This window comes from Guptibacillus sedimenti (assembly GCF_028610665.1).
GTDB lineage: Bacteria > Bacillota > Bacilli > Bacillales > Guptibacillaceae > Guptibacillus > Guptibacillus sedimenti.
Genome location: NZ_JAQQWV010000002.1, coordinates 486,744 through 507,952 on the forward strand (window position 1 = coordinate 486,744; position 21,209 = coordinate 507,952).

The following is a 21,209-nucleotide window of genomic DNA, read 5'->3' on the forward strand; positions in this document are numbered from 1 at the left end:
AGAAACTTCCCCGTAAATTAGATCGACATCTCGTGTCCTCTTTTCATATAGCTTCGCCTCGTCACCTCATCCCAGATAAAGAATAGGACAGAGCAAATACTCGCCCATAGAAAAAAGGCTGGTGCAACGAAAAAGGTTGCGAAGCCAAATCCTAGATGAATGAAAGCGGAAAGAAATATTCGGAAACGACTCGTTTTTACGGAAAGATACTCAGCCAAAATAGAGACGGGTAGTCCGTATAATAGATTTCCAAGCAAGCTATAGAGTAAAACAACGATAAAGGACATGACGGTAATGAACGAGAATGCCTCCATACCTGCCATTGGAAGCGAAGAGAAAAAGAGTCCGATTGAAAAGGTCATCGATGTAAGGAGAGCGACTTTAAGTTTCCTCATTTTATTTTGAAAAACATGTTTTCTAAAGGCAGGGAATAAAAATGCGACCGCTAGAAGAGACAGAAGTATTTTTAGAAAGGGTGCCGTCTCAGAAATTGAGATGATTAGAATAAAAAGCAAAATCGAAATAATGAGTACAAAGCTATTTTTCTTAAGCATTCTATTCACCTTCCTCTTTTTCTTTAATACTTGCTTTTCATTGCTTTAGCGTAGCGGGGGTCAGGTGCGTACCTGACCCCCGCTACGCTATACCTACTTTCAATGCTCGTCATCTTCATCCATTCTCCACGAATAGCCCGATTTCCCCATATAATAGAGGAAGCCTGCAGAAGATATGATTGTGAGAATGGCAATGAACAATCCCATTTTCTACACCTCCTTAACGATTTGAAAAATAAAGTCAACAGCTTGTTACTCTCGCTGCTGAATAATCGAGTTCGCTATGTCTACCATGTCTTCTTTTGTGAATGCCGACGCTTCTCCTGATGGAGTGAATCCAACCACATTATAAAGGGCGTTTTCGTTCTGACTTACCCACGTCATCGTTAACAGGTGACCATCTTCAGCTTCCGAGTAGAATCCTTTCATGTCATGATCAAGCTCCTGATTTGTTTCCTCAATAGAAGAGACAATTCCCTTCTGATCTTTAACCATTACATTCTACCGCTTTTCATCTTCTGCGTAAGAAACATCGATTCCAAATTGTTCAAATTTTGTTTCTGCGACCGCTTCGACATCACTCACTTCCAATGGGATCGTCTCCATGTCGGGGACGGTAACTTCACTTCTGAATTCTTCTGGAAGTTTCTCAAGTGCCGTCTTCACCTCTGGATAATTTTCTTTCAAAGAGTCCAACTGATTTTCCGTAGATGTTTCAGCTTGCCCACTACAACCAGCAAGAATGAGGATAAATCCGAATAAAACGGATGTGAATTTCTGTTTCATATGTAACGTCCTCTCTGTTATGTACTACGAGAGCGTTGGAAAAAAGTTTCAGATTTACGGGTGATTTTTGTTCATTAAAACAGTTATCACGCTATTAACTATCGATAGAGACCGAGATCACAGCTTATAGATAAACTAAAAAGAGCAGCAAAGTGTCTGCGCCGCTCTTTTCTAATGGTGTGAAATGTTCACTCTGTTTAAGCTAGCTCGCGTTCATAAACAACTTCTTTCGTTTCGATGTCGATCGCATCTACCTTCATTTTAATAACCTCGTTAGTGTCATTCTTTTTAGCACCCCAGAGGCGGATGTAGTTCTCTGTTTTGTGATCTAGGAAATTGACTTGAACTGTTCTGACCTCTCCAATTTCCGCTTCTTTATCTTCAATCCAACACTCCTGAAACACCATCGTTTCTCTCGGTTGGCTTAAAAGGTAATCTTGCATAATTTTTACATATTCAGGGAAATTAAGCTCTCCATTCTCTATGCAGATCTCGTGAAAATCATTGAAATCCGTCATATGGTAGCTTGCTTTTGGTTCGTTATTCATTGTTTCTCCTCCTACAGGTCTCGTTTAATAACATACTCTTTCCCTTAAAGTGAACGTTAAAAACGGCTAAAATTCTGAGAAACGCTCAGGGGATTTAGAAATAAAAAAATACCGCCATCCAACAAGAGGAATGACGGTGCTTTTACCATTTATCTACAATCTCTTTGATCACTGGATCGCCTTTGTGATCAATTCGATATGCAGCATATAGTGTATTGTTAACGGAAAGGTGGGGGAAGAGTATTTCAGATTTCCCTTCTTTTATCGACTCTTCAATCAAGTAGGTAGGCAGAATACTTACGCCAAGGCCTAATTCAACGGCTCTTAAAATCGACTGTAGGTTGGGAATAATGTGATGTGCTTGGATATCCGGACGCTTTTTTAAATGCTCGCGCCAGTAACGACGAATAATAGGAAGATCCAAACCGTAGCTTAACCATTTCTGCTGCTTCAGTAAGTTCTCGATTTCCTCCAATGATGAGGCTTGTTCGAGAGCGCCTTTCTGAGCGGTTAACACAAACGTTTCTTCCTCAAGTTTTACATACTCTATCCCAGCAACCGGCTGCTTTTTAGGTGTGAAAATCAGGTCGACTTCTTCTTGTATGAGATCTTCTAAAAGAGTTGAGGCCGTACCGAACTGAGTAATTAACCGTACATCCACATGTTGAATTTTTTGTAGCAAACGACCTGTGAAATACTCAATCGGACTCCCGATTTTTAAAACGGGAGAAAACGAATCCTTTGAAGCCCTGTGCCTAATCTCGTGTGTAGCACTTTCTAAGTTCTCGATAAGTGGAACGAGCTTCGTGTACAGCTCTTTTCCTTTGTTTGATGGAATCATTTTTCTAGGCGCACGGGTAAACAAGGGTTCACCAACTTCTGCTTCTAAAGCGGATAGATGCTGACTCATGGCAGGCTGGGTGAGGAATCTCGCTTTAGCCGCAGCGGAAACAGATCCATGCTTATAAATGCTAATAAAACTGCGGTACCATTCAAAATCAATCATTGTTCAACATCCTTTAATAGTGAAAAAACGATTTTCCTAAACCTTCTTCAGTTTGTATACTTCCCTTGATTCTACCAGATCCTGAGTGGCATCGCGATATGCCTGAAAATGAGGAGAAGCGATGTGAGCTTGTAACGCTTCATTGTCTTTCCACGTTTCATAAAAAACAAATACAGAATTGTCATCTAGTGAGCGATGGAGCGTATAGGCAACGCATCCGTTTTCTCGTCGAGATGGCTCGATCACATTAGTTAACTTTTGATAAAGCGCTTCTTCTTTTCCTGCTCTTGCTTTCAAGATGGCATTAAGGGTAATCATGCTGATTTCTCCCTTCTATCTAAAAACCTGCAAGCCGGTAAACGGCTTGCAGGCTCCAATCCTTCTGTTTATTTATCGAGCTGAGCGATAACTTCTTTCGCAACACTGATTGTTGATTGTGGGTTTTGTCCAGTAACAAGCTTCCCTGAAACTTGAACGTGATCTGCCCAATTGTCTGCGCCTACAAAGTTTGCACCAAGTTCACGTAAGCGTGTTTCAAGAAGAAAAGGCATATACTGATCAAGCGTTGTTGCACGTTCTTCTTCATCTGTAAAGCCAGTAACGGTTTGGTTCTTTACTAGTGGCGTACCGTCAGATAGTGTTACGCCGACAAGTCCAGCTGGACCGTGGCAGACAGCCGCAACAAGTTTATCTGCTTCATACATATCACGAACCACTTCATGAAGCTTCACGTTTTCTGGAAGGTCAAACATTGTACCATGACCACCTGGCATGAAGATTGCATCGAATTTCGAGATGTCTTTTACTTCATCCAACTTTAATGTGTTTTCAAGGTATTTCGCTGTATCCAAAATTTCCTGTGGTGTTTCTCCACCTTCAAGGCTGCGGTCATCAACTGGCGCTTTACCACCTTTTGGACTAGCTACGGTGATTTCATAGCCTTGATTTGAAAATTCGACATACGCTTCACCGAATTCAGAAAGCCAAAGTCCTGTATCCAGTTCGTTGTTCATTTTGTCAGCCGTTGTTACGACCATTAGTATATGTTTATTCATTATTGTTTTCCTCCTAAGAATGGTGATATTGTCTTACGAGTCTTATTGTAGAACGAGTTTTCGTATAATACAAATTAGTAAATTGTTAATTATGTATAAATATATTTATATGTAAAATTTCGAAAAGCGAGTGGCACATTAATGCTTTTTATCGAGTTTTTCAAGAAAGAAGGAGGAGCTAGCGTATGAGCAAATTGGAATTTCAACTCTGTGGTTTGAGGGGGGGGTTCCGATGAAGATCCATTGCTTAGTGTATGTCGGCATCTTTTCAATGAAGGAAACGATTGGAATAGTTGAAACTTAATGGGAGGGTGAAGCGTATATACTATAAAAAGGGAGGGATGGACATGGAAGCATTCTTTGTGATTTTTCTAGTTATTTTATTTATTGCTCTTGGGTCGGCAAAATCAAAATCCTTGAATCATCGTAGCGGTGGAACGGATCATTCAAGCTATTATAGTGGAAGTCATCATAGTTCAGGTTGTGATAGCGGAGATGGTGGTGGCTGCGGAGGGGGCGGTGGTGAATAGCTGTCATCTTCATCTCAGGAGTGAACGAGTTGAATTGAGGTGATCCAATTGCTTAAAGCATTACGCATAAGTTGCGGCATTATGACAGGCGGATTTGCGGTAGCTGTTTTAACTGGAAGCATCTTTCTATTGCCATTGATGCTCCTTTCGCTTGGTCTTTTCATGACGGTAACGGGTTTTGAGGATCGCGGTCAAAGAAGATCAGCGAAACTAACGTTTTGCGTTTCTGCCTTGATTATTTTCGCTGTGCTTTTTACCTTCTAGGGCTATGAGTAAGCCTTTCAAAAAAAGAAAACAGAACTATTGGAGCGTAAGTGGTAGAATGGAGAGAGTTCATTAAAAAAATATACATAAGGTTGAGAGAGAGATAGACTTTCCATACTGAAGGGAGCACCATGTGAAGACGGAGATTGTCCAATTAACAAAACCAACTGCTCAATTTGTGGAAGTCCTGAATCGTTGGGAAAATGATCGGGAATTGATACCGCTTATTCGTCCAAATAAAAGTCAAGAGGAATTAGATCAACGCAAAACCATTACCCTTGAAGGGGTAAGGGATCGCCTGGAATATCAGCAAATTTTTCAGATTTTTGTGAATCACGAAATGATCGGTGAAATGAATTACATGGTAGACCCTCCGCACCTCTTTAAGCAAGAATCAGGAACGGCGTGGATCGGGATTACAATCGGTGAACCTGAAGGACGAGGCAAAGGAATTGGCTTTAAAGCGATCCAATATTTAGAAGAACACATTTACCAACAGGGCTTTAACCGGATTGAGCTTGGTGTGTTTGAGTTTAATACAAACGCGTATAAGCTTTATCAGAAACTTGGTTATGAAGAGATTGGAAAATTAGAAGATTTCACTTACTGGAACGGAAAAATGTGGTCGGATATTCGAATGGAAAAGTATTTGTAAGATGATGAACAGTGCTGCTTGCCAGAGTTTTGGTTGAGCAGCATTTTTGATGTTTAGGGTACAAGATGAAGAGAACTTGAAAGATGGTAGACGCGCTCTTTTTCAAGAGAAAGAAAGGCGTCGGTTTCGTGATGCTTATCTTTTGGATAATAGCCCAGTTTTTTCAGCACTTTATCATCGTTTAGAAAAAGGACTTTGTAAGAGGGAAGATCCAGGTCGGCATTTTCAGTACTCTCAACGTCTGCTTTTTCGAGTGTGTGACGTAGCTGATCGATCGTTTCCGTTGAGGTAATTTCATTAATGAGTTTTCCTTCATGCTCATATTGGTCAGGAGATGGGGACAAGTCACTCACTTTGATAACGCTGATCTGTGTGACTTGATCAAGAAGGTGAAATTCATCATTTTGACAGCTTAAGAGTAAAAGTAGGAAAGGCAGTAAGATGAAGCATTTACACAATGAGTTCACCTCGATTTAGGATAGGGGGGTCAGGTACGTGCCAGACCCCGCCCTACTTAAGACCTATAATAGCACGACGGCAACCATAATGAGCGCGATTGAGATAAATTTTCTTCTGGTCGCTTTTTCGTTGAATAAGAGAAGACCCGCAATGGTTGTGCCGGCGATGGAACCGCCCGACCATATGGCGTAGGCAAGACCGATTTCGATGGATTGGACAGATAACGTTAAAAAGTAGATGCATAGTCCAAAAAGGAAGAAAGCGGCCACGCCTGGTATTTTCTTTGTAAACCCGGCAGAATATTTAACAGCGATACTTCCAATAATGGAAAACGTGAGTGCAAGAATCAGGTAGGTCATGAAACATTGCCTCCTTCTGTCATATAGCGAGACTTCGTATTTAATCCAATAATCCCTATCACTATAAGCGTTATGGCTAGTAATTTTATGAGCGAAGTGGACTCCTTAAAGACGAGAATGCCAGCAATGGCAATGATGACCGTACCCCCACCTGACCATAGAGCATTAATGATTCCTAGTTCATAATCTTTCGTGAGAAAAATATAAAAAAGGAGCGCAATGGCATAACTTAAGATCACGATAACAGTAGGGCCCCAGTTACTAAAACCATCGGTGTATTTCATGAATGTTGCGCCAATCACTTCAAAAAGAATGGCGATTCCGAGCCATATATAAACATTTTTCATATTCATCCTCCTAGTATTGCTTCTGATCTAGGATTAGCATAACGTGTAAAAGAGTGAGGTGGGTAATATCAAAAAATGATCCATCCATAACTTCAGGTTATAATAAAGGGAAGGTTCGATAGTGAAGGAGGTTGAGCAGTATGCTTCATCAATTAACGTATTTTATTAAAATTGCTGAAGAGCGAAGCTTCACAAGCGCAGCAAAGGCACTCTTCGTTTCACAACCAGCGTTAAGCAAGCAAATGAAGAAGCTTGAGGAGGAACTTGGTTTTTCTCTTTTTAACCGATCAGTAAGAGGTGTGGAGCTAACGACGAAGGGGAAGGCGTTTTACGAAGACATCAGGCCACTTTTCTCCCAAATCAATCAAACCGTTGATCGTTATAAGAAATATGATCGAATTCGTTTTGGCTCAACGCCTATTTTGAGCACATATTTTTTACCGGGATTTTATAAACAACTACAATATTCCAATGTAAATGTGACGGCCATTCGCGAGGATAGCCTTGATTTAGTACCGCTGTTAAAAGTGCATGAAATTGATGCGGCAGTTGTTCAAAATACGCCTGAAATTGAAGGGATGTATTCGAATTTTCTTTTCTCAGAACCATTTGTTGCGGCGGTACCCGTCTCTCTTTCACTAGCGGATAAGGAAGAGGTAACGCTAGAAGAATGTTTCAACTATACGCAAATTATCCCTCCTACCGGCTACCTATCCGAGCAAGTAAGAGGGCTTTTAAGTGAGCATTTATTTGAAGGGAACATGTTAGAAACGCATTATCTTGGTATGGGTGGACTCGTTTCCCTTGGAATTGGGATTGCGTATTTACCGAAAATGATGGCGGATGCGATCGAACAAAAAGGGGTCACGTTTCTTCCGCTAAAAGGAGAGCCGCTACATAGAGAGATGTATCTCCATACGAGCAGTCCTGATCTTCTTAAGCTATTATCCCAGTCGTTTACTCAAGCTTTAACGCTGTAGTGGTAAAGTGATTGTTACAACAGTGCCAACGCCTACAGTGCTATCAAAGTGAATGGTGCCATGATGTTCGTGGATGATTTTATAACAAACGACAAGGCCAAGTCCGGTTCCTGTATCTTTGTTTGAGAAAAATGGTTCGCCTAGTCGTTCCAAACGATCTTTTGGTATCCCGACTCCTTTATCGGCAATTTCGATAAACAAATGCGTATCGGAGTTGCAGGTCGTGATCGAAAGCAGTCCACCATCCGGCATCGATTCAATCCCATTTTTGATCACATTCATAAGCACCTGAGTGATCTGGTTTTTTTCACAATGCATCATAAGGGATGGTGTGTGAAAAACGGTTCTTACATCCACTTTATTTAATAAAAGTTCAGGATTCATAAGTGAAACGACGTTCCGCGTTAGTGCCATAATATCAATTTGCTGATACGTAACAGCCTGCGGTCTCGCAAGTGAGAGAAACTCGTTAATAATTCCTTCGATACGATCCATTTCAGAAAGCATTAGCTCAAGAATTTCCTCGTTAATGCGATCCTTGTAGAGCTGAATAAAGCCTTTGACAGATGTTAATGGGTTGCGCACTTCATGAGCGACGGCTGCTGCTAACTGGCCGATTGCAGAAAGTTTTTCTGAACGAAGAAGAAGTTCTTCGGTTTTTTTACGGTCGCGAATATCTCGGGTAATGGCGGACATCGCTGTAACGTTTCCTTCGTGATCTTTAATGGGGGAGTAGGTGACGCTAACATCGATCTGTGTGCCATCTTTTTTTACTCTTACCGTTTCAAAATCAACTACTCCTTCACCATCAAGCACGGCTTTGATGATGCGGTTTGCTTCTTGTTTATTTTGATCAGGATAGATGTCATGTAAATGGGTAATCATATCCCCATCGTTGTAACCGTAAAGTTTCTTAAAGGCTGGGTTCACCTGAATGATTTCTTTGTCCAGGTTACTAACGGAAATCGCATCAGCGTTTGTGGTGAAAATTGATTCAATGAGCTCCTGGCTTTTGATGAGCTCTTTTTCCACTTCCCGTCGTTCTGAAATATCCCGGCCAATTGCAATAAGGTATTTTCGCTCACCATTCGGATGGAAGGTTGGGGCTTTAATGATTTCGAATGTCCCTATGTCCCCATTTGCAAGCCCAAGTTCATATTCGTACTCTACTTTTGTTTTTTCATTCCACGCTATATTGTCTGTTTTGGCGTTGTTTTTCAGTAAATGATAGGCATCAATGCTGCTACAATTTAATTCTTCGCACGTTCTCCCTTTGTATTTTCCTTCCTCAATTCCAAAAATTCGTTTAGCGTATGCATTCATTTCAATGATTTTCCCGTTCTCATCTTTGAAAATAATAAATTCAGGAATGGAATCAATGAGTGAGCGTAATTGTTCCGCCTGATCGAGTGCATCAAGTTGAGCATTTTTAAATTCAGTCATGTCTTTAACAATTTTATAAGCACCCCGAAATTGTCCGTTCGTATGAATGGGGATGGTTTTGATGAGAAGATGCACGCAATTTCCGTGGACATCGCTCGCTTCAATTTCATATGGACGCTGATCACCGTGGAGTGCTAATTCAAAGTGTCTTCCGATCGTTTGAATGGTTTGCTCGTCAACCACTGCTATTGGAGCATTACGTAAGTCATCAAGAGAATAACCGAGCATGTGATGAAGTGATCGATTGATGAGCGTAAGGTGAAGGCGTTCATCAATAAAAGCGATGCCGTCTGGATTCTCATCAATTAAAGAATGAATTTGCTGCTGAAGCTCTTCCGACTTTTCATTAAAGGGAGTTTCGATATCTTTCTGCTGGCCTTTTTTATAAATCGCCTCCTTATCTTCTACAATGATGAACGTAATCAGTTCGTCGTTAATCGGGGAGAGCCGAATCATTTCGTTTGAATGAGGGAGAGGAATGGAAATATACTCTCCCAGCTTCACGGTCAATGCTTTATTTATGTAGGGGGTTAGTTCGTTCTCTTTTATCCTTAATATGCTTTCATAGGATTGTATGAAATCCATCTGTTCATAGGATGAAAATCTTGAAATGGCATATTCATTACGATGGGCAATGCGACCGTTCCTATCCAAAATAAAGAGGGACAAGGGAATGGCATCGTAATGAGCAAAAAAGGAAGCTGTCATCATTAGGGGTACCCTCCACATCTCATTAGCTATCAATCTATTATAACAAATGAATAAGGGGGAATGGGCAGGGGGGTCAGGTTCGTACCTGACCCCCTGCCTCTTTCGCGATTATTGAGAAAATCATATTGTTGTCTCACACATAATACTGTATGATACATAGTATAGATGGTGTACGACATACAGTATGGAAGTTGGTGAAGATGTGACGCTGTTACAGTCATTAATAACGGAGCTTAGAAGAGGAACGTTAACGCTTGCGGTACTAAGCCAATTAAGGTCTCCTCAATATGGGTATTCACTTGTTCAATCACTTGAAAAGTCAGGAATATCCATTGAACAGAGCACGCTGTATCCACTTCTTCGCAGATTAGAAAAGCAGGAACTTGTGACGAGCAGTTGGGATACGACAGAAAGTAGACCACGTAAGTATTACGTTTTAAGTGAGTATGGTCGTGACATTTTCGAGCAGCTAAAGGCGGAGTGGGAAAAAACGTCAAGCGAGTTAGGGACATTATTGAAAGGAGAGGAAGAGCGTGAATCTGATTGAGATTTACATTGGAGAAGTGACGAGAAGGCTTCCTGAATCCAGTCGAGACGACATTGCCCTTGAGCTGCGCTCGACAATCGGGGATATGTTGCCAGATAGTCCAACGGAAGAAGATGTGAAAAGCGTTCTTAATGAACTTGGAAGCCCGGTACAGATGGCAAACGGATTCCGAGAATGGCCAATGTATTTAATCGGTCCACAATATTTCGAGCATTATGTAAAATTATTAAAAACTGTGATGCCAATCGCTTTGACCGTCACCTTTATCTTGTTTATGACAGCGAATGTTATAGATTACAATGGGACTGAAACGATAGGAGCTGTTTTCTTTCATTTACTTGGAGATGCCATTAGTGGTTTATGGAATACCTTCATCCAAACGCTATTCTGGATTACGCTGGTTTTTGTTGTCTTAGAGCGAACCAATTTGAAGGTGACAGATAGTAGTCATAAGTGGTCTGCAGATGAATTAACGAAAGTTACCACTCCGCCGAAGAAAAAGAAAATTTCAAAGTTTGAACTGTTTAGTGATCTTCTCTTTGCAGCGGTGTGGGCAACGCTATATTATAATGCTGAGCACTTGCTTGGCATCATAAGAAATGGCGAAATCGATGTGCCTTTCTTTAACAATGAGGTGCTGCTCTCTTATTGGCCGCTTGTTAGTCTAGCTCTTCTAACAGCGGTGTTGCTTGCGCTGTACAAAATACTTGTTGGCTATTGGACGAAACGGTTAGCCATTGCGAACGCAGTTCATCATGTCTTCGCAACCGCTGTGATTGTGATCATGCTTTTAGACGATCGTCTCATTCATGATGGTTTTACGAAGTTATTATCCTTGTCTGGAACGGCTCAAAATGTTTTGTTAGCAGCAATCGGACTCTTTTTTGTCATTAGTGCGGGGATTGATATGATAAAGGGATTTTGGAAAGCGAAATTGTGAGTTAGCAAAAGAAGATTGCCGTGAGAGCAGTCTTCTTTTTTTATATTTAGAAAAACAGTTGAATATCGACACTGATGTCGTTATAATGAAATTAATAAAACGACATTAGTGTCGATAAAGGGGCTGGCGTTATGAACTCATTAGTGAAAAACAAAGGATATGTCACGTTAATGATAGCTCAGACGGTTTCAAGTATCGGGGACTGGCTAAGTATTGTTGCGGTTATTACCCTCGTCGGATTAAAGTGGAATGCCTCTCCGATGGAGGTGTCATTCATCATTTTGTGCTTAGCCCTTCCAATGGCGTTATTGGGTCCTGTTGCTGGAACGTTAGCTGATCGCATTAGCCGGAAAGGGCTCATGATTACCTCTGATCTTGTTCGGGCAGGGCTGATTCTCGTATTAACGGTAGCGGATTCGCTTCTTGTCGTGTATATTTGTTTATTTACTATAGGCGCTTTTTCCGCTATCTTTATTCCCGCAAAGAATGGAAAGCTTAAGGAGCTTGTAACGGATTCCGATATGAAAAGCGCCATGGCTATTACATCGATGATCGATTCAAGTACGAAGGTGCTTGGTCCATTACTCAGTGGTATTCTGGTTGCGGCTTTAGGATCGAAGCTCGTGTTTATGATCGACTCGGGAACGTTTCTTGTATCGGCCGTTTTAATCGTATTTCTGCCCAATGCCCTCGCTGCAAACAAAATTTCTGAAGCAGCTGGCAAGTCTTCGTTCAAAAAAGAGTTTTCCCAGGGCGTTACGTATGTAAAAGCGAATGTACAGCTACTCATCGGACTCTTTTTTCTCGGGATAAGTTTAATGATTGTCCAGCTTTCGGATTCGCAGCTCATTGTGCTGTTAAGAGAATTAACGCAAGTCTCACCTGATTTGTTTGGTTATTTAGTAGCATCATCCGGAATTGGAATGTTCTTGTCTGGTATGTTTTTAGCAAAAAAGACAGACTACAAGGCGTTTTCTTTCATGATGTTAGGCGTTTGTGGGATTGGATTAAGCTTTGGTATGATGGCAGTACTAACATATTACGACACGGGTTATTCGCTCGTTTGGGGTCCGTTATTTGGGATTTTAGCAGGATTTTCAGTAAGCTTCGTTTTTGTACCTTTTCAGGCTAATGTCCAGGTAGACACGCCAGTTCATATGACGGGAAGAGTCTTCGGCGTCATTAATAGTGTGACGACGACAGCGACAATAATCGGCCCGTTATTAGGAGGTTGGCTATCGACGATAATTGGTGTAATCCCAACATTTTTGATTACTGCGTCATTGCTTGTTCTTCTATCAGTGACCGGATTATTTACAAAAAGCAAACAGAAGTGGAGGAAGAGAGATGTCTCCGAAAGTCAGCAAGGAACACATGGAAAAGCGACGAGCGAGCATACTTAAAGCAGCGAAGCAGGTTTTTATCGAGAAGGGTTACGAACGCACAACGATGAAACATGTGATGGAGGCAGCTCAGGTTAGTCGTGGGGGATTGTATCAATACTTTTTAAACAAGGAAGATTTGTATGAGGCGATCCTTGAAGAGGGTCTGGAAAAAGCAGTGGATGATAATGAGCAATTGCTTGAGAAAAAAGTTGATTCCTACTGGCCGCTCCTAATGAAGCGCATGTTTGGTGAAAGCATGGAGCCAGACGACCGCATGGATCCGTTAGCGCCTAGTAATCTGGAATTTTTTATTACAGGTCGAAACGATGAACGGAGACGTCAGTATGGCTTGAATCGCTATCACCTTGGGTTACAGGTGTACGAGGAATTAATTAAAGCGGGACAGGAATGTGGAGAATTTAGTCAAAAGTACGATAGTAGAATCATTGCAAAGTCGATTGTATCTTTTGTTGATGGGCTTGCCCTCGATCATGCGATTTTACCTGCAGAGGAAATTCAATTGAAAGAGCAGTCACTTCTATTTGTCGAATATTTAAAAATGGCGCTTGGAATTGAAGAAAACTAATTAACTAAAAAAATAAATTTTGAAAGAATCGCAGATTTTGTGATTCTTTTTTTCATGCTTATAAACCTTGATATAAAAGGGTTTTTGCGATTTTTTTAACTTGGAAATTAGGAGAAGGTCACTTCTTCAGAAAATTTTTTTAAACGTTTTCATTGATTTATGAAATAATAATTCCTATAATAAAGAAAGTTGGAAGGGTTTTCAGAGATTCACTGAAAATATCCTTTATTTCAGAAGAGGTGGTAGTTATCATGGAAATTTATCTTTTAGCAATAACACTCATATCGATTGCAATTGTCATCGTAGGAGTTTCTGTTTTTCAATGGCATGCGTTTATCGGTTTAACGGTAGCGGCTTTATTCCTAGCAGTCATGTCTGGTATGGAATGGGTCAATATCATAGGATCGTATGAAACGGGCGTTGGTGGCGTTCTCGGTCACTTAGTTGGTATTCTAGCCCTTGGTACAATTCTCGGAAAACTGTTATCTGAATCTGGAGCAGGTTTACAGATTGCGAATTTCTTCATTCGCGTTTTTGGAGAGAAGAAGCTCCCGTGGGCGATGTTCTTCTCAGGATTTATTATCGGTATCCCAGTATTCTTTGAAGTTGGTATTTTAATCTTATTACCACTCGTCATTTCAATTCAAAAAGCAACGAAGAAAAACATTTTATTGATTGCGCTACCAGCCGTAGCAGGCTTGTCGATTGTGCACGGATTGATTCCGCCACATCCAGGTGCGGTTGCAGCGATTGGAATTTATGAAGCCGATCTTGGTAAGGTTCTTTTATACTCACTCATAATAGCGCTTCCAGCAGGTATTCTTGGCGGTCCGGTATTCGCGAAGTGGATTAATAAGCGCGTCGTTCCTGTAGGTGAGCCTGATTTGATCAAAGTAGAAGATCAGCGCGATCCTTCTACGCTACCTGGAACAGGCATTTCATTTACAACGATTATTATGCCAGTCTTGCTTCTTGTCTTAGGAACATTCGCACCGTTTCTACCTTTACCAGGTGATGCGGTAGGAATTTTAGAATTTATCGGTAGCCCACTTGTGGCATTGTTACTTTCTTGTTTCTTTGCTTTCTATTTCCTTGGTTTCCGTCAGGGATTAGACAAAAAACAAATTAAAAAATACGTGGAAGAATGTATTCTACCTGTAGGTTCTATCATCTTGATCATTGGTGCAGGTGGCGGTTTTAAACAAATCTTGATTGATAGCGGGATTGGTACGATTATCGGGAACCTTTCACAGGATCTCTCTTTGTCACCGCTCGTTCTCGCATTTATGATTGCAGGTTTGATCCGAATTGCAACAGGTTCAGCAACGGTAGCCCTTACAACAGCGGCTGGTATTGTTTCACCGATTATTGCAACAATGTCAGGGGTAAACCTGGAATTGCTCGTTATTGTAACAGGTGCAGGTTCACTTATGTTCTCACACGTGAACGATGCTGGGTTCTGGATGGTGAAGGAATATCTAGGGTTAACGGTTAAAGAAACGTTCAAGACGTGGACTGTGTTGGAAACAGTGCTTTCCTTTGCTGCTTTTGGTGGCGCTTTGATTTTGAATATGTTTGTATAAGAAGAAAGAGAGAAGGGGGGCGGCGCCGGCCGGACCCCGTGACTTTTTTAAATGGCGGTATTTTATTGTTTGGTTATGTCAGATGTATCGCATTCCATTTGAATGGTGGTGTGGCTAAGCTCAAACTGATCATGTAGTTTTTGATTTGCGAGTTGGAGAAGTTGATCACGGTCACAACCTTTATTGACGACTAAATGACATGTGAAAGCAGGAAAGTCAGAAGTGATGTTCCAAATATGCACGTCGTGGATCGAATGAACACCATCTAAACCAGTTAACATTTTCTTCACTTCTTCTAGATCAATATTTGAAGGTGTTCCTTCCATTAAGACATGGAAGGAATCTTTTGTAACTCGAATCCCGCTGATTAAAACAAGGACAGCTACGATGGAGCTTGCGATTGGGTCTGCGTAGTTCCACCCAGCGAACATGATGAGCAAGGCTGCGATAATCGCACCAATTGATCCTAGTAAATCTCCTAGTACGTGTAGAAAAGCACTACGTAAATTTAGGTTCTCTGATGTATCACCTTTCATTAAGATCCATGCCACTAGTACGTTTACGATAAAACCGATTGTTGCAATGATCAACATCCCAGTACTTGCTACATCAGGTGGATCGATAAATCGATTAATAGATTCCCATAAAATATAGAAAGAAATTGCGATTAGTGCAATACCGTTTAAAAAAGCTGCTAAAATTTCAAATCGTTTGTATCCATAGGTTTTGTCCTGATTCGATGCCTTTTCTCCAAGTTTAAATGCAAGTAGACTCATCCCAAGTGCCACTGCATCGCTAAGCATATGTCCAGCATCTGATAAGAGGGCGAGACTATTTGTTACAAATCCTCCAATTACCTCGAGAATCATGAAAGATGAAATTAGTAGGAAACTAATAAAGAGCGCTTTTTTGTTAGCGGAATGTGTATGTCCATGGTCATGAGAATGGTTTTGTCCCAACGTGATGCCTCCAGTCTGTATGGCGTGTAAGTTATATATGATTATGTGTTCATGTATTGATTGTACCACTTTTTGTGGAGAATTAAACGGGAGAGGGTGGAGATGGGGGGTCAGGTTCGTACCTGACCCCCTTAAAAGACAATTGTCTTTTGAGAGCGCACACTAAGTAGAAAGGTCATGAATACAATTGAATTTTCATGTATGGAAGCCTTATTTTCGGAAACAGTATTAGGATAAAGGAGGTTATGGATGGTGTCAAAAGATCGTGGACTACTCTACATCATTTGGATTGTCACTGGTGTGTTATTATATCGATTTGTTCCGAAAACTAAAATTAGACATGTGATTGTCGTTATGTTTTTCAAGCAATTTATTACCTGGTTTTTAGGGTTATGGGTTGTCGAGAAAGGTTTGATTAGTTATCCGGTACGTTTTATGAAGAAATCAAATAAAAGTAGCTTTACATTTGAATACTTCATTTATCCCTCGTTCTGTGCGATTTTTAATTTAAATTATCCTGAGAAGCGAAATAAGGTTATCCAATTTCTTTACTATCTTTTTCATGTTGGTTTGATAACTGGTGGCGAAGTGTTGGCGGAGCGGTATACGAATCTCATTAAGTATGTCAAGTGGAAGTGGTACTATAGTTTTGTGTCACTTGGAATAACGAATTACATATCGAGACGTTTCTATAAATGGTTTTATAAAAATGAATTTGAAGAAAGTGAAACAGGTGGATGAATCACCAGATCAGTTGTACACACTTTCCTACTAAATAACAGACTGCACTTTACACCTTTCCTTGTGGTATCTTTTTTATGATTCTAGAGAAATCAGTGAAGGGTGTTTAAATGAGTAAAAAAGTAAAACTAACGCTTCCTAAAATTCCGGCAGTTTTAGAAGAAGGAAGCTTTCGTGATATCTATAGTGATGAAGATTTTTCGTTAATGAATTGTGAGATTATGGGAGAAACAATCGAAGACATTGAACTGGATCAGGCCATTGTTTCAAAAGTTGTATTTCGAAATGTGACGTTAACAAATGCTATGCTCCCTCGCGTAGATCTAACGGATGTGATCTTTGATAATTGCAATCTTTCAAATGTGAACTTCAATGAAGGCATCATTCATCGCGTGAAGTTTATTGATTGCAAACTCATGGGAACAGATTTTACTGAAGCAAATCTCGGAAACGTTCTATTTGAAAATAGCCGCGCGCATTTCAGTAGTTACGTGGATACGCGCTTAAAACAAGTGGAGTTTAAATCGACTTCCCTACAAAATGCAAACTACCACGGCTGTCAGTTTACGAAAACGGTATTCGTTCAGTGTGATCTAAACGAAGCGAATTTTGTGCAAACGCGCTTAAATGGTGTAGATATTAGCACGTGTCATTACGAGGGAATTCAAGTTGATTTCGAAACGCTTGAGGGTTGTGTAGTATCAGAGGCGCAGGCGATCGGCTTTGCGAAGTTATTAGGATTGAAAGTAGCGGGTGAATAGAAAGTGGCGAGGCAAGTGCATTCTTGCCTCGCCCTTTTTTTATTGAAAATTTCTAGTGACGTCATGTAATGGGGTGGGGTGCGTTGACCCCCCGCTACGTGAAAAGAGTAAAGAAGTCATTGAGGAATAGATGATAATTTGAAATAATTGAGAGTAGAGCGGGATACATAACGAGAAGAAGCGTTAAGGTTACGCAACAGGCTCTTACGATTGGAGGGTTTTATGAACATTCGACATGTGAAGCAGTCAGACTACTATGTCATTGCGCCACAAATCAATGAATGGTGGAATGGCAGACAAATGGCGGACAGGCTACCTAAATTGTTTTTTGATCACTTTACGAATACGAGTTTTGTCGCAGAACAAGATGGTGAAATTATTGGCTTTCTTATAGGTTTTCTTTCTCAATCGCATCTACAGGAAGGGTATATTCATTTTGTTGGTGTCCACCCTACGTATCGTGGCAGTCACATTGGACGCCAACTCTATGAGTCTTTCTTTCAAACGATGAAAATGTATGGTCGTAATTTGGTGCGGTGCGTTACCTCTCCAGTAAATAAGAATTCAATTGCATACCACATTCGAATGGGGTTTGAAATTGAAGGTGGTAATCGTGTCGTAAATGGAATTGCGGTGCACTCAAATTACGACGGACCGGGAGAAGAGCGGGTTGTGTTTGTGAAGCGCATATAAATGTCCACGGGAGGGGTCAGGCTCGAGCCTGACCCCTCCCGCCTTAGCAGGAATCCCCTATCCCCTGCCGAACTATATTTCTTGAGAAAAATACACACAATCAAAGGAGCGGTGACCAATGTCATTTATGAAGAAAATGATGGCGCGTGTAGGTGTTGGAAGTTCAGAAGTTGATACGATTTTGAATAGGAATGTGCTCGTTCCAGGTGAAACGGTCGATGGTGTGATTAAAATAAGAGCAGGTAGCGTCGAACAAACGATTGAAAAGATCGACCTCTCCCTTCACACAACTTACGTGCAAAAGAAAGATGACAGCAAGGTTACAAAATCGGTTCAGATTGCGCAGCACACGGTAGCGAATCAGTTTACGCTTCAACCAAATGATAAGAGAGAATTCCCATTTGCGTTTACACTGCCACTTGATGCCCCGATCAGTAAAGGGAAGAGCAACGTTTGGCTTCAAACTGGACTCGATATTAAAAGTGCCGTGGATCCGCAAGATAAGGATATGATTCAGGTTGCTCCTCATCCGTATATCAATGCTTTCCTTCAAGCGGTCGATGGACTTGGTTTTAAGCTTCGAGAGGTTGAAAATGAAGAGGCTCACGGTTTTGGCCGACTGCCGTTTATTCAGGAATTTGAGTTCCACGCCACACACGGTGCGTTTCGCAGTCGCCTTGATGAGCTAGAAGCCGTGTTCCAGCCGGTTTCAAAAGACAACATTCGCGTGATTCTTGAGATCGATCGAAAAGCACGAGGCTTTTCGGGGTTCTTATCTGAAATGCTTGAAACGGATGAATCCAAAGTGCAGTTTATGTTAACAACAGACGATGTTAACGAGATCCAGCGCCAGCTTACTGATGTCCTTAACCAATACGCATAAAAAGTTAACCGCACGCTCGAGCATAGCTGATAAAAACGCACTTATTTAGGTAAGTGCGTTTTATTTTGAAACAAATCTCATTTTAATTCGTATGTATTCTTATAGATAGAATCTTCTGACCGCTTCATTCAAGCAAATAAATATGTACTGAGGTGACCAATTTGGAAGAAGGATTGTTCTTATTGTTGATCGTCTTAACGACAGTCATTATTCTTCGCAAAAAGAAAAAGTGATTATTTCAACGCAAGCTTTCTCTTCTTACTTATCGCCTAGCGCTTCAGCAGGAATTTATTCCCTTTTATCGAAGAGATATGAGTAGTGGATCAATCCATGAAATGGGGGATGAGAATGCTTGAAGCGAATTGTTTTTTTGTAAAAAGAAGTTCCGGGTAAAGCCATCTGATTCGCAATTTCGGAAACTAAAGCAGAATCCAAAGGCGAGCTATGTGTGTCAGTCATGCAACCAATCAATGCAAAGAGAAGCGCAGCGAAGCACGGGTCTTCATCCCGATCAAATCGACCAGTATGATAAGTTTTTTCGCTAAAAGGAGCTGAAAAAAATGAAGAATTGGTTGAAAATGGTGCCGCTTCTTCTTGTCATATTAGTGGGATGTAGTGATAAAGAAGAGGCCGGGGCTAAGCAAGTTGTACATAAAGATCCCGACTTAAAAGTAAGTGACACATTTACATCAGGATCCTATAAAATGATCGGTGATGAAGGGAGACTTGGTTTCATTTATGGGGAAGCGGCAACATTTCAAGTAGGTCAGCCAAACAAGTATATGTGGCATTTTTGGGGAACTGATGATGAACTAGATGGTAGATTTAAAGTGATCGGTACGAATCAGGATACAAATGAAGAAGTGGTCGTTTTTGAAACAAATGAATTGGCAGGTGCTCATAATGGTGCAGATGCTCATACCCCGTCTTCCATGCAGCTTCCTTCAAGCGGAACGTGGGAGCTTGATGCTTATGTCGGCGGTGATTTATTTGGAACGGTCGTTGTGGAGGTAAAGTAGGTGGATGGAGATCAACAATCACAAAAAGAGTTGCTAAAGAACAAAGACATTGACGAGCAGAAAGAAGCGCTCGCGCACATTCTTTCGTTACAACCAGAGATTACGAAGGCGCCGATCGGTGTGAAAATCGATCAAAAGGGTGCGTTTAAAGTCTATGCACCATATGGGCTACATGATTTGTTTGGATTGATCGTCTGTCCGAACAAGCTCTTGATTTCCCGTGATGTGTATGAAGCGAAAGTAGCCAAGTGGTCAGCGCGGTGGCCGGAGCTTGAGGTCATCTCGTGGGATGAAAGGTGACGTAATGAAAACCACTCCTCTTAAGGGTGTGGTTGTACATAAGTTTTGCGAGGATTTAAACGTTTAAAAGTAAGTGAGGTTAGGAATGAAAGCCAAAACGTTTTTACACATACTCGGATGGGTCATTCTTGGATCGTGGCTCATCCATTTTCTAGCGTTCTATTTTATTGATTCAGAAAGAAAGGTCTATAGTATCGAAAAAATAATAGAGGGCGTTGTGTTTATCGTTCTCGTAGTGTCTGTCTATTTTAGCGGTGTTACGCTGTATTACAAATTTTTTGATGACGAAGGATAGGAAGTAAGGGTGGGGTGATGAGAAGTAAGCTGAGCGCAGTGCCACTCATGGCAGAGACGGAAAAGTTTTTCCATCAATAGGTGAAGGTACCCTAGTCGAATTGGTGACCTTATTAGGAATCTCGGGAAGTGATCTTCACCGGGATCTTTTTATAAGACCCCGGTGATTGACACGAAAATTAAATGAAAAGCTATTAGTTAAAGGAGAGTGTACAGCATCGCACCTTTACGATGGAAGATGTCGAATTTGGATCTCACAAAAGTATTGCCTCGAGCTTCGTTAAAAACACCCTTCGTGCTGGGGATTGACGGGCTAAGTCGTTCAGGTAAAACGACCTTTGTCTCCAAACTGGAGCATTATTTCAAGTCGCTAGGATATCGTACGGTTACGTTTCATATCGATGATTACATAGAACCGCGCAATAGACGCTATGATACGGGGCATGAAGAATGGTTTGAATACTACTTTTTGCAGTGGGATATTGAAAAGCTAAAAGAAGACCTATTTGAAAAAGTGAAAGAGGGAGTAAAACCTGATCAAGGAGCTTCTAACGGTAAAAGCCCTCTTTCGGATGTAGTGATCATTGAAGGTGTTTTCCTCCAACGAAAGGAATGGCGCGGAGCTTTTGATCGAATGCTTTTTTTAGATTGTGCGAAAGAGGTGCGATTTCAACGAGAAAGTGAAAAAACACAGAAAAAGATAAAGAAATTTGAAGACCGTTACTGGAAGGCAGAGGAGTATTACTTGAAGAGTGTTCTACCAGGAGACAAGGCTGATATTGTCATTGAATCTTGAGTTTCCTATGTTGAGGTAGGTTATT

General features: G+C 41.0%; 29 protein-coding genes. 17 read left to right on the forward strand and 12 right to left on the reverse strand.

What is annotated here, in order from left to right:
• Positions 1 to 17 precede the first annotated feature (17 nt).
• The 7 genes from PQ578_RS10830 to PQ578_RS10860 all read right to left on the reverse strand — a co-directional run bounded on the left by PQ578_RS10830 (position 18) and on the right by PQ578_RS10860 (position 3,949).
• On the reverse strand, positions 18 to 554 hold the full coding sequence (locus tag PQ578_RS10830; RefSeq protein WP_273834313.1) for a hypothetical protein: 537 nt from the start codon (positions 552 to 554) through the stop codon (positions 18 to 20).
• Positions 555 to 806: 252 nt separating this feature from the next.
• Positions 807 to 1,049, reverse strand: coding sequence for a hypothetical protein (locus tag PQ578_RS10835; protein WP_273834314.1), 243 nt, complete (start codon positions 1,047 to 1,049; stop codon positions 807 to 809).
• A 6-nt stretch (positions 1,050 to 1,055) separates the two neighbouring features.
• Positions 1,056 to 1,340, reverse strand: coding sequence for a hypothetical protein (locus tag PQ578_RS10840; protein ID WP_273834316.1), 285 nt, complete (start codon positions 1,338 to 1,340; stop codon positions 1,056 to 1,058).
• 197 nt (positions 1,341 to 1,537) lie between these two features.
• On the reverse strand, positions 1,538 to 1,888 hold the full coding sequence (locus PQ578_RS10845) for a hypothetical protein (RefSeq protein WP_273834318.1): 351 nt from the start codon (positions 1,886 to 1,888) through the stop codon (positions 1,538 to 1,540).
• Between the two features lie 142 nt (positions 1,889 to 2,030).
• Positions 2,031 to 2,894, reverse strand: coding sequence for a LysR family transcriptional regulator (locus PQ578_RS10850; protein ID WP_273834319.1), 864 nt, complete (start codon positions 2,892 to 2,894; stop codon positions 2,031 to 2,033).
• A gap of 36 nt (positions 2,895 to 2,930) precedes the next feature.
• On the reverse strand, positions 2,931 to 3,212 hold the full coding sequence (locus tag PQ578_RS10855) for a putative quinol monooxygenase (RefSeq protein ID WP_337958018.1): 282 nt from the start codon (positions 3,210 to 3,212) through the stop codon (positions 2,931 to 2,933).
• Positions 3,213 to 3,280: 68 nt separating this feature from the next.
• The gene (locus PQ578_RS10860; RefSeq protein WP_273834320.1) at positions 3,281 to 3,949 is read right to left on the reverse strand and encodes a type 1 glutamine amidotransferase domain-containing protein; all 669 of its coding nucleotides are present in this window, start codon (positions 3,947 to 3,949) and stop codon (positions 3,281 to 3,283) included.
• A 347-nt stretch (positions 3,950 to 4,296) separates the two neighbouring features.
• Between PQ578_RS10860 and PQ578_RS10865 the strand changes: the two genes are divergently transcribed.
• The 3 genes from PQ578_RS10865 (at position 4,297) to PQ578_RS10875 (ending at position 5,398) form a co-directional block, all read left to right on the forward strand.
• Positions 4,297 to 4,479, forward strand: coding sequence for a hypothetical protein (locus PQ578_RS10865; RefSeq protein ID WP_098442841.1), 183 nt, complete (start codon positions 4,297 to 4,299; stop codon positions 4,477 to 4,479).
• A 48-nt stretch (positions 4,480 to 4,527) separates the two neighbouring features.
• Positions 4,528 to 4,743 (forward strand): hypothetical protein, encoded by a 216-nt coding sequence (locus PQ578_RS10870; RefSeq protein ID WP_273834321.1) that lies wholly within the window; start codon positions 4,528 to 4,530, stop codon positions 4,741 to 4,743.
• A gap of 133 nt (positions 4,744 to 4,876) precedes the next feature.
• On the forward strand, positions 4,877 to 5,398 hold the full coding sequence (locus PQ578_RS10875; protein ID WP_273834322.1) for a GNAT family N-acetyltransferase: 522 nt from the start codon (positions 4,877 to 4,879) through the stop codon (positions 5,396 to 5,398).
• 53 nt (positions 5,399 to 5,451) lie between these two features.
• Here the strand turns inward: PQ578_RS10875 and PQ578_RS10880 are convergent, their stop codons facing one another.
• From PQ578_RS10880 to PQ578_RS10890, 3 genes are all read right to left on the reverse strand, one after another.
• On the reverse strand, positions 5,452 to 5,856 hold the full coding sequence (locus PQ578_RS10880; RefSeq protein WP_273834323.1) for a hypothetical protein: 405 nt from the start codon (positions 5,854 to 5,856) through the stop codon (positions 5,452 to 5,454).
• 63 nt (positions 5,857 to 5,919) lie between these two features.
• Positions 5,920 to 6,216, reverse strand: coding sequence for a DMT family transporter (locus tag PQ578_RS10885; RefSeq protein ID WP_273834324.1), 297 nt, complete (start codon positions 6,214 to 6,216; stop codon positions 5,920 to 5,922).
• The gene (locus PQ578_RS10890; RefSeq protein ID WP_273834325.1) at positions 6,213 to 6,563 is read right to left on the reverse strand and encodes a DMT family transporter; all 351 of its coding nucleotides are present in this window, start codon (positions 6,561 to 6,563) and stop codon (positions 6,213 to 6,215) included. Before PQ578_RS10890 ends, PQ578_RS10885 begins: the two co-directional genes overlap by 4 nt.
• A 140-nt stretch (positions 6,564 to 6,703) precedes the next feature.
• On the opposite strand from PQ578_RS10890, the gene PQ578_RS10895 reads away from it, so the two are divergent.
• Entirely contained in the window at positions 6,704 to 7,543 is an 840-nt protein-coding gene (locus PQ578_RS10895; protein ID WP_273834326.1) for a LysR family transcriptional regulator, read from the forward strand.
• On the opposite strand, the gene PQ578_RS10900 is transcribed toward PQ578_RS10895, so the two are convergent.
• Complete coding sequence (locus tag PQ578_RS10900; RefSeq protein WP_273834327.1) at positions 7,532 to 9,697, reverse strand: PAS domain-containing protein; 2,166 nt, start codon at positions 9,695 to 9,697, stop codon at positions 7,532 to 7,534. The two genes, PQ578_RS10895 and PQ578_RS10900, sit on opposite strands and share 12 nt — an antisense overlap.
• Before the next feature lie 184 nt (positions 9,698 to 9,881).
• On the opposite strand from PQ578_RS10900, the gene PQ578_RS10905 reads away from it, so the two are divergent.
• The 5 genes from PQ578_RS10905 (at position 9,882) to PQ578_RS10925 (ending at position 14,738) form a co-directional block, all read left to right on the forward strand.
• Positions 9,882 to 10,244 (forward strand): PadR family transcriptional regulator, encoded by a 363-nt coding sequence (locus PQ578_RS10905; protein WP_273834328.1) that lies wholly within the window; start codon positions 9,882 to 9,884, stop codon positions 10,242 to 10,244.
• Positions 10,231 to 11,184, forward strand: a complete 954-nt coding sequence (locus tag PQ578_RS10910) for an HAAS signaling domain-containing protein (RefSeq protein ID WP_273834329.1) — start codon at positions 10,231 to 10,233, stop codon at positions 11,182 to 11,184. Before PQ578_RS10905 ends, PQ578_RS10910 begins: the two co-directional genes overlap by 14 nt.
• Before the next feature lie 131 nt (positions 11,185 to 11,315).
• On the forward strand, positions 11,316 to 12,587 hold the full coding sequence (locus PQ578_RS10915; protein ID WP_273834330.1) for an MFS transporter: 1,272 nt from the start codon (positions 11,316 to 11,318) through the stop codon (positions 12,585 to 12,587).
• Entirely contained in the window at positions 12,532 to 13,155 is a 624-nt protein-coding gene (locus PQ578_RS10920) for a TetR/AcrR family transcriptional regulator (RefSeq protein WP_273834331.1), read from the forward strand. The genes PQ578_RS10915 and PQ578_RS10920 overlap by 56 nt, the downstream gene beginning before the upstream one ends.
• Positions 13,156 to 13,406: 251 nt before the next feature.
• Positions 13,407 to 14,738, forward strand: coding sequence for a GntP family permease (locus PQ578_RS10925; RefSeq protein WP_098442853.1), 1,332 nt, complete (start codon positions 13,407 to 13,409; stop codon positions 14,736 to 14,738).
• Between the two features lie 62 nt (positions 14,739 to 14,800).
• Here the strand turns inward: PQ578_RS10925 and PQ578_RS10930 are convergent, their stop codons facing one another.
• Positions 14,801 to 15,697 (reverse strand): cation diffusion facilitator family transporter, encoded by an 897-nt coding sequence (locus PQ578_RS10930; RefSeq protein ID WP_273834332.1) that lies wholly within the window; start codon positions 15,695 to 15,697, stop codon positions 14,801 to 14,803.
• Positions 15,698 to 15,949: 252 nt separating this feature from the next.
• Between PQ578_RS10930 and PQ578_RS10935 the strand changes: the two genes are divergently transcribed.
• The 8 genes from PQ578_RS10935 (at position 15,950) to PQ578_RS10970 (ending at position 21,184) form a co-directional block, all read left to right on the forward strand.
• Positions 15,950 to 16,438: a CBO0543 family protein gene (locus PQ578_RS10935; protein ID WP_420541542.1), complete on the forward strand. Its 489-nt coding sequence runs from the start codon at positions 15,950 to 15,952 to the stop codon at positions 16,436 to 16,438.
• A gap of 110 nt (positions 16,439 to 16,548) precedes the next feature.
• Positions 16,549 to 17,199, forward strand: a complete 651-nt coding sequence (locus PQ578_RS10940) for a pentapeptide repeat-containing protein (RefSeq protein WP_273834334.1) — start codon at positions 16,549 to 16,551, stop codon at positions 17,197 to 17,199.
• Positions 17,200 to 17,421: 222 nt separating this feature from the next.
• Positions 17,422 to 17,892: a GNAT family N-acetyltransferase gene (locus PQ578_RS10945; RefSeq protein ID WP_273834336.1), complete on the forward strand. Its 471-nt coding sequence runs from the start codon at positions 17,422 to 17,424 to the stop codon at positions 17,890 to 17,892.
• Positions 17,893 to 18,010: 118 nt separating this feature from the next.
• The gene (locus tag PQ578_RS10950) at positions 18,011 to 18,775 is read left to right on the forward strand and encodes a sporulation protein (RefSeq protein WP_273834337.1); all 765 of its coding nucleotides are present in this window, start codon (positions 18,011 to 18,013) and stop codon (positions 18,773 to 18,775) included.
• A 560-nt stretch (positions 18,776 to 19,335) separates the two neighbouring features.
• Positions 19,336 to 19,794, forward strand: a complete 459-nt coding sequence (locus PQ578_RS10955) for a DUF4871 domain-containing protein (RefSeq protein WP_273834338.1) — start codon at positions 19,336 to 19,338, stop codon at positions 19,792 to 19,794.
• The gene (locus PQ578_RS10960) at positions 19,795 to 20,094 is read left to right on the forward strand and encodes a nucleotidyltransferase family protein (protein ID WP_273834339.1); all 300 of its coding nucleotides are present in this window, start codon (positions 19,795 to 19,797) and stop codon (positions 20,092 to 20,094) included.
• 85 nt (positions 20,095 to 20,179) lie between these two features.
• The gene (locus tag PQ578_RS10965) at positions 20,180 to 20,389 is read left to right on the forward strand and encodes a hypothetical protein (protein WP_273834340.1); all 210 of its coding nucleotides are present in this window, start codon (positions 20,180 to 20,182) and stop codon (positions 20,387 to 20,389) included.
• Positions 20,390 to 20,626: 237 nt separating this feature from the next.
• On the forward strand, positions 20,627 to 21,184 hold the full coding sequence (locus PQ578_RS10970) for a kinase (RefSeq protein WP_273834968.1): 558 nt from the start codon (positions 20,627 to 20,629) through the stop codon (positions 21,182 to 21,184).
• The last annotated feature ends 25 nt before the right edge of the window (positions 21,185 to 21,209 follow it).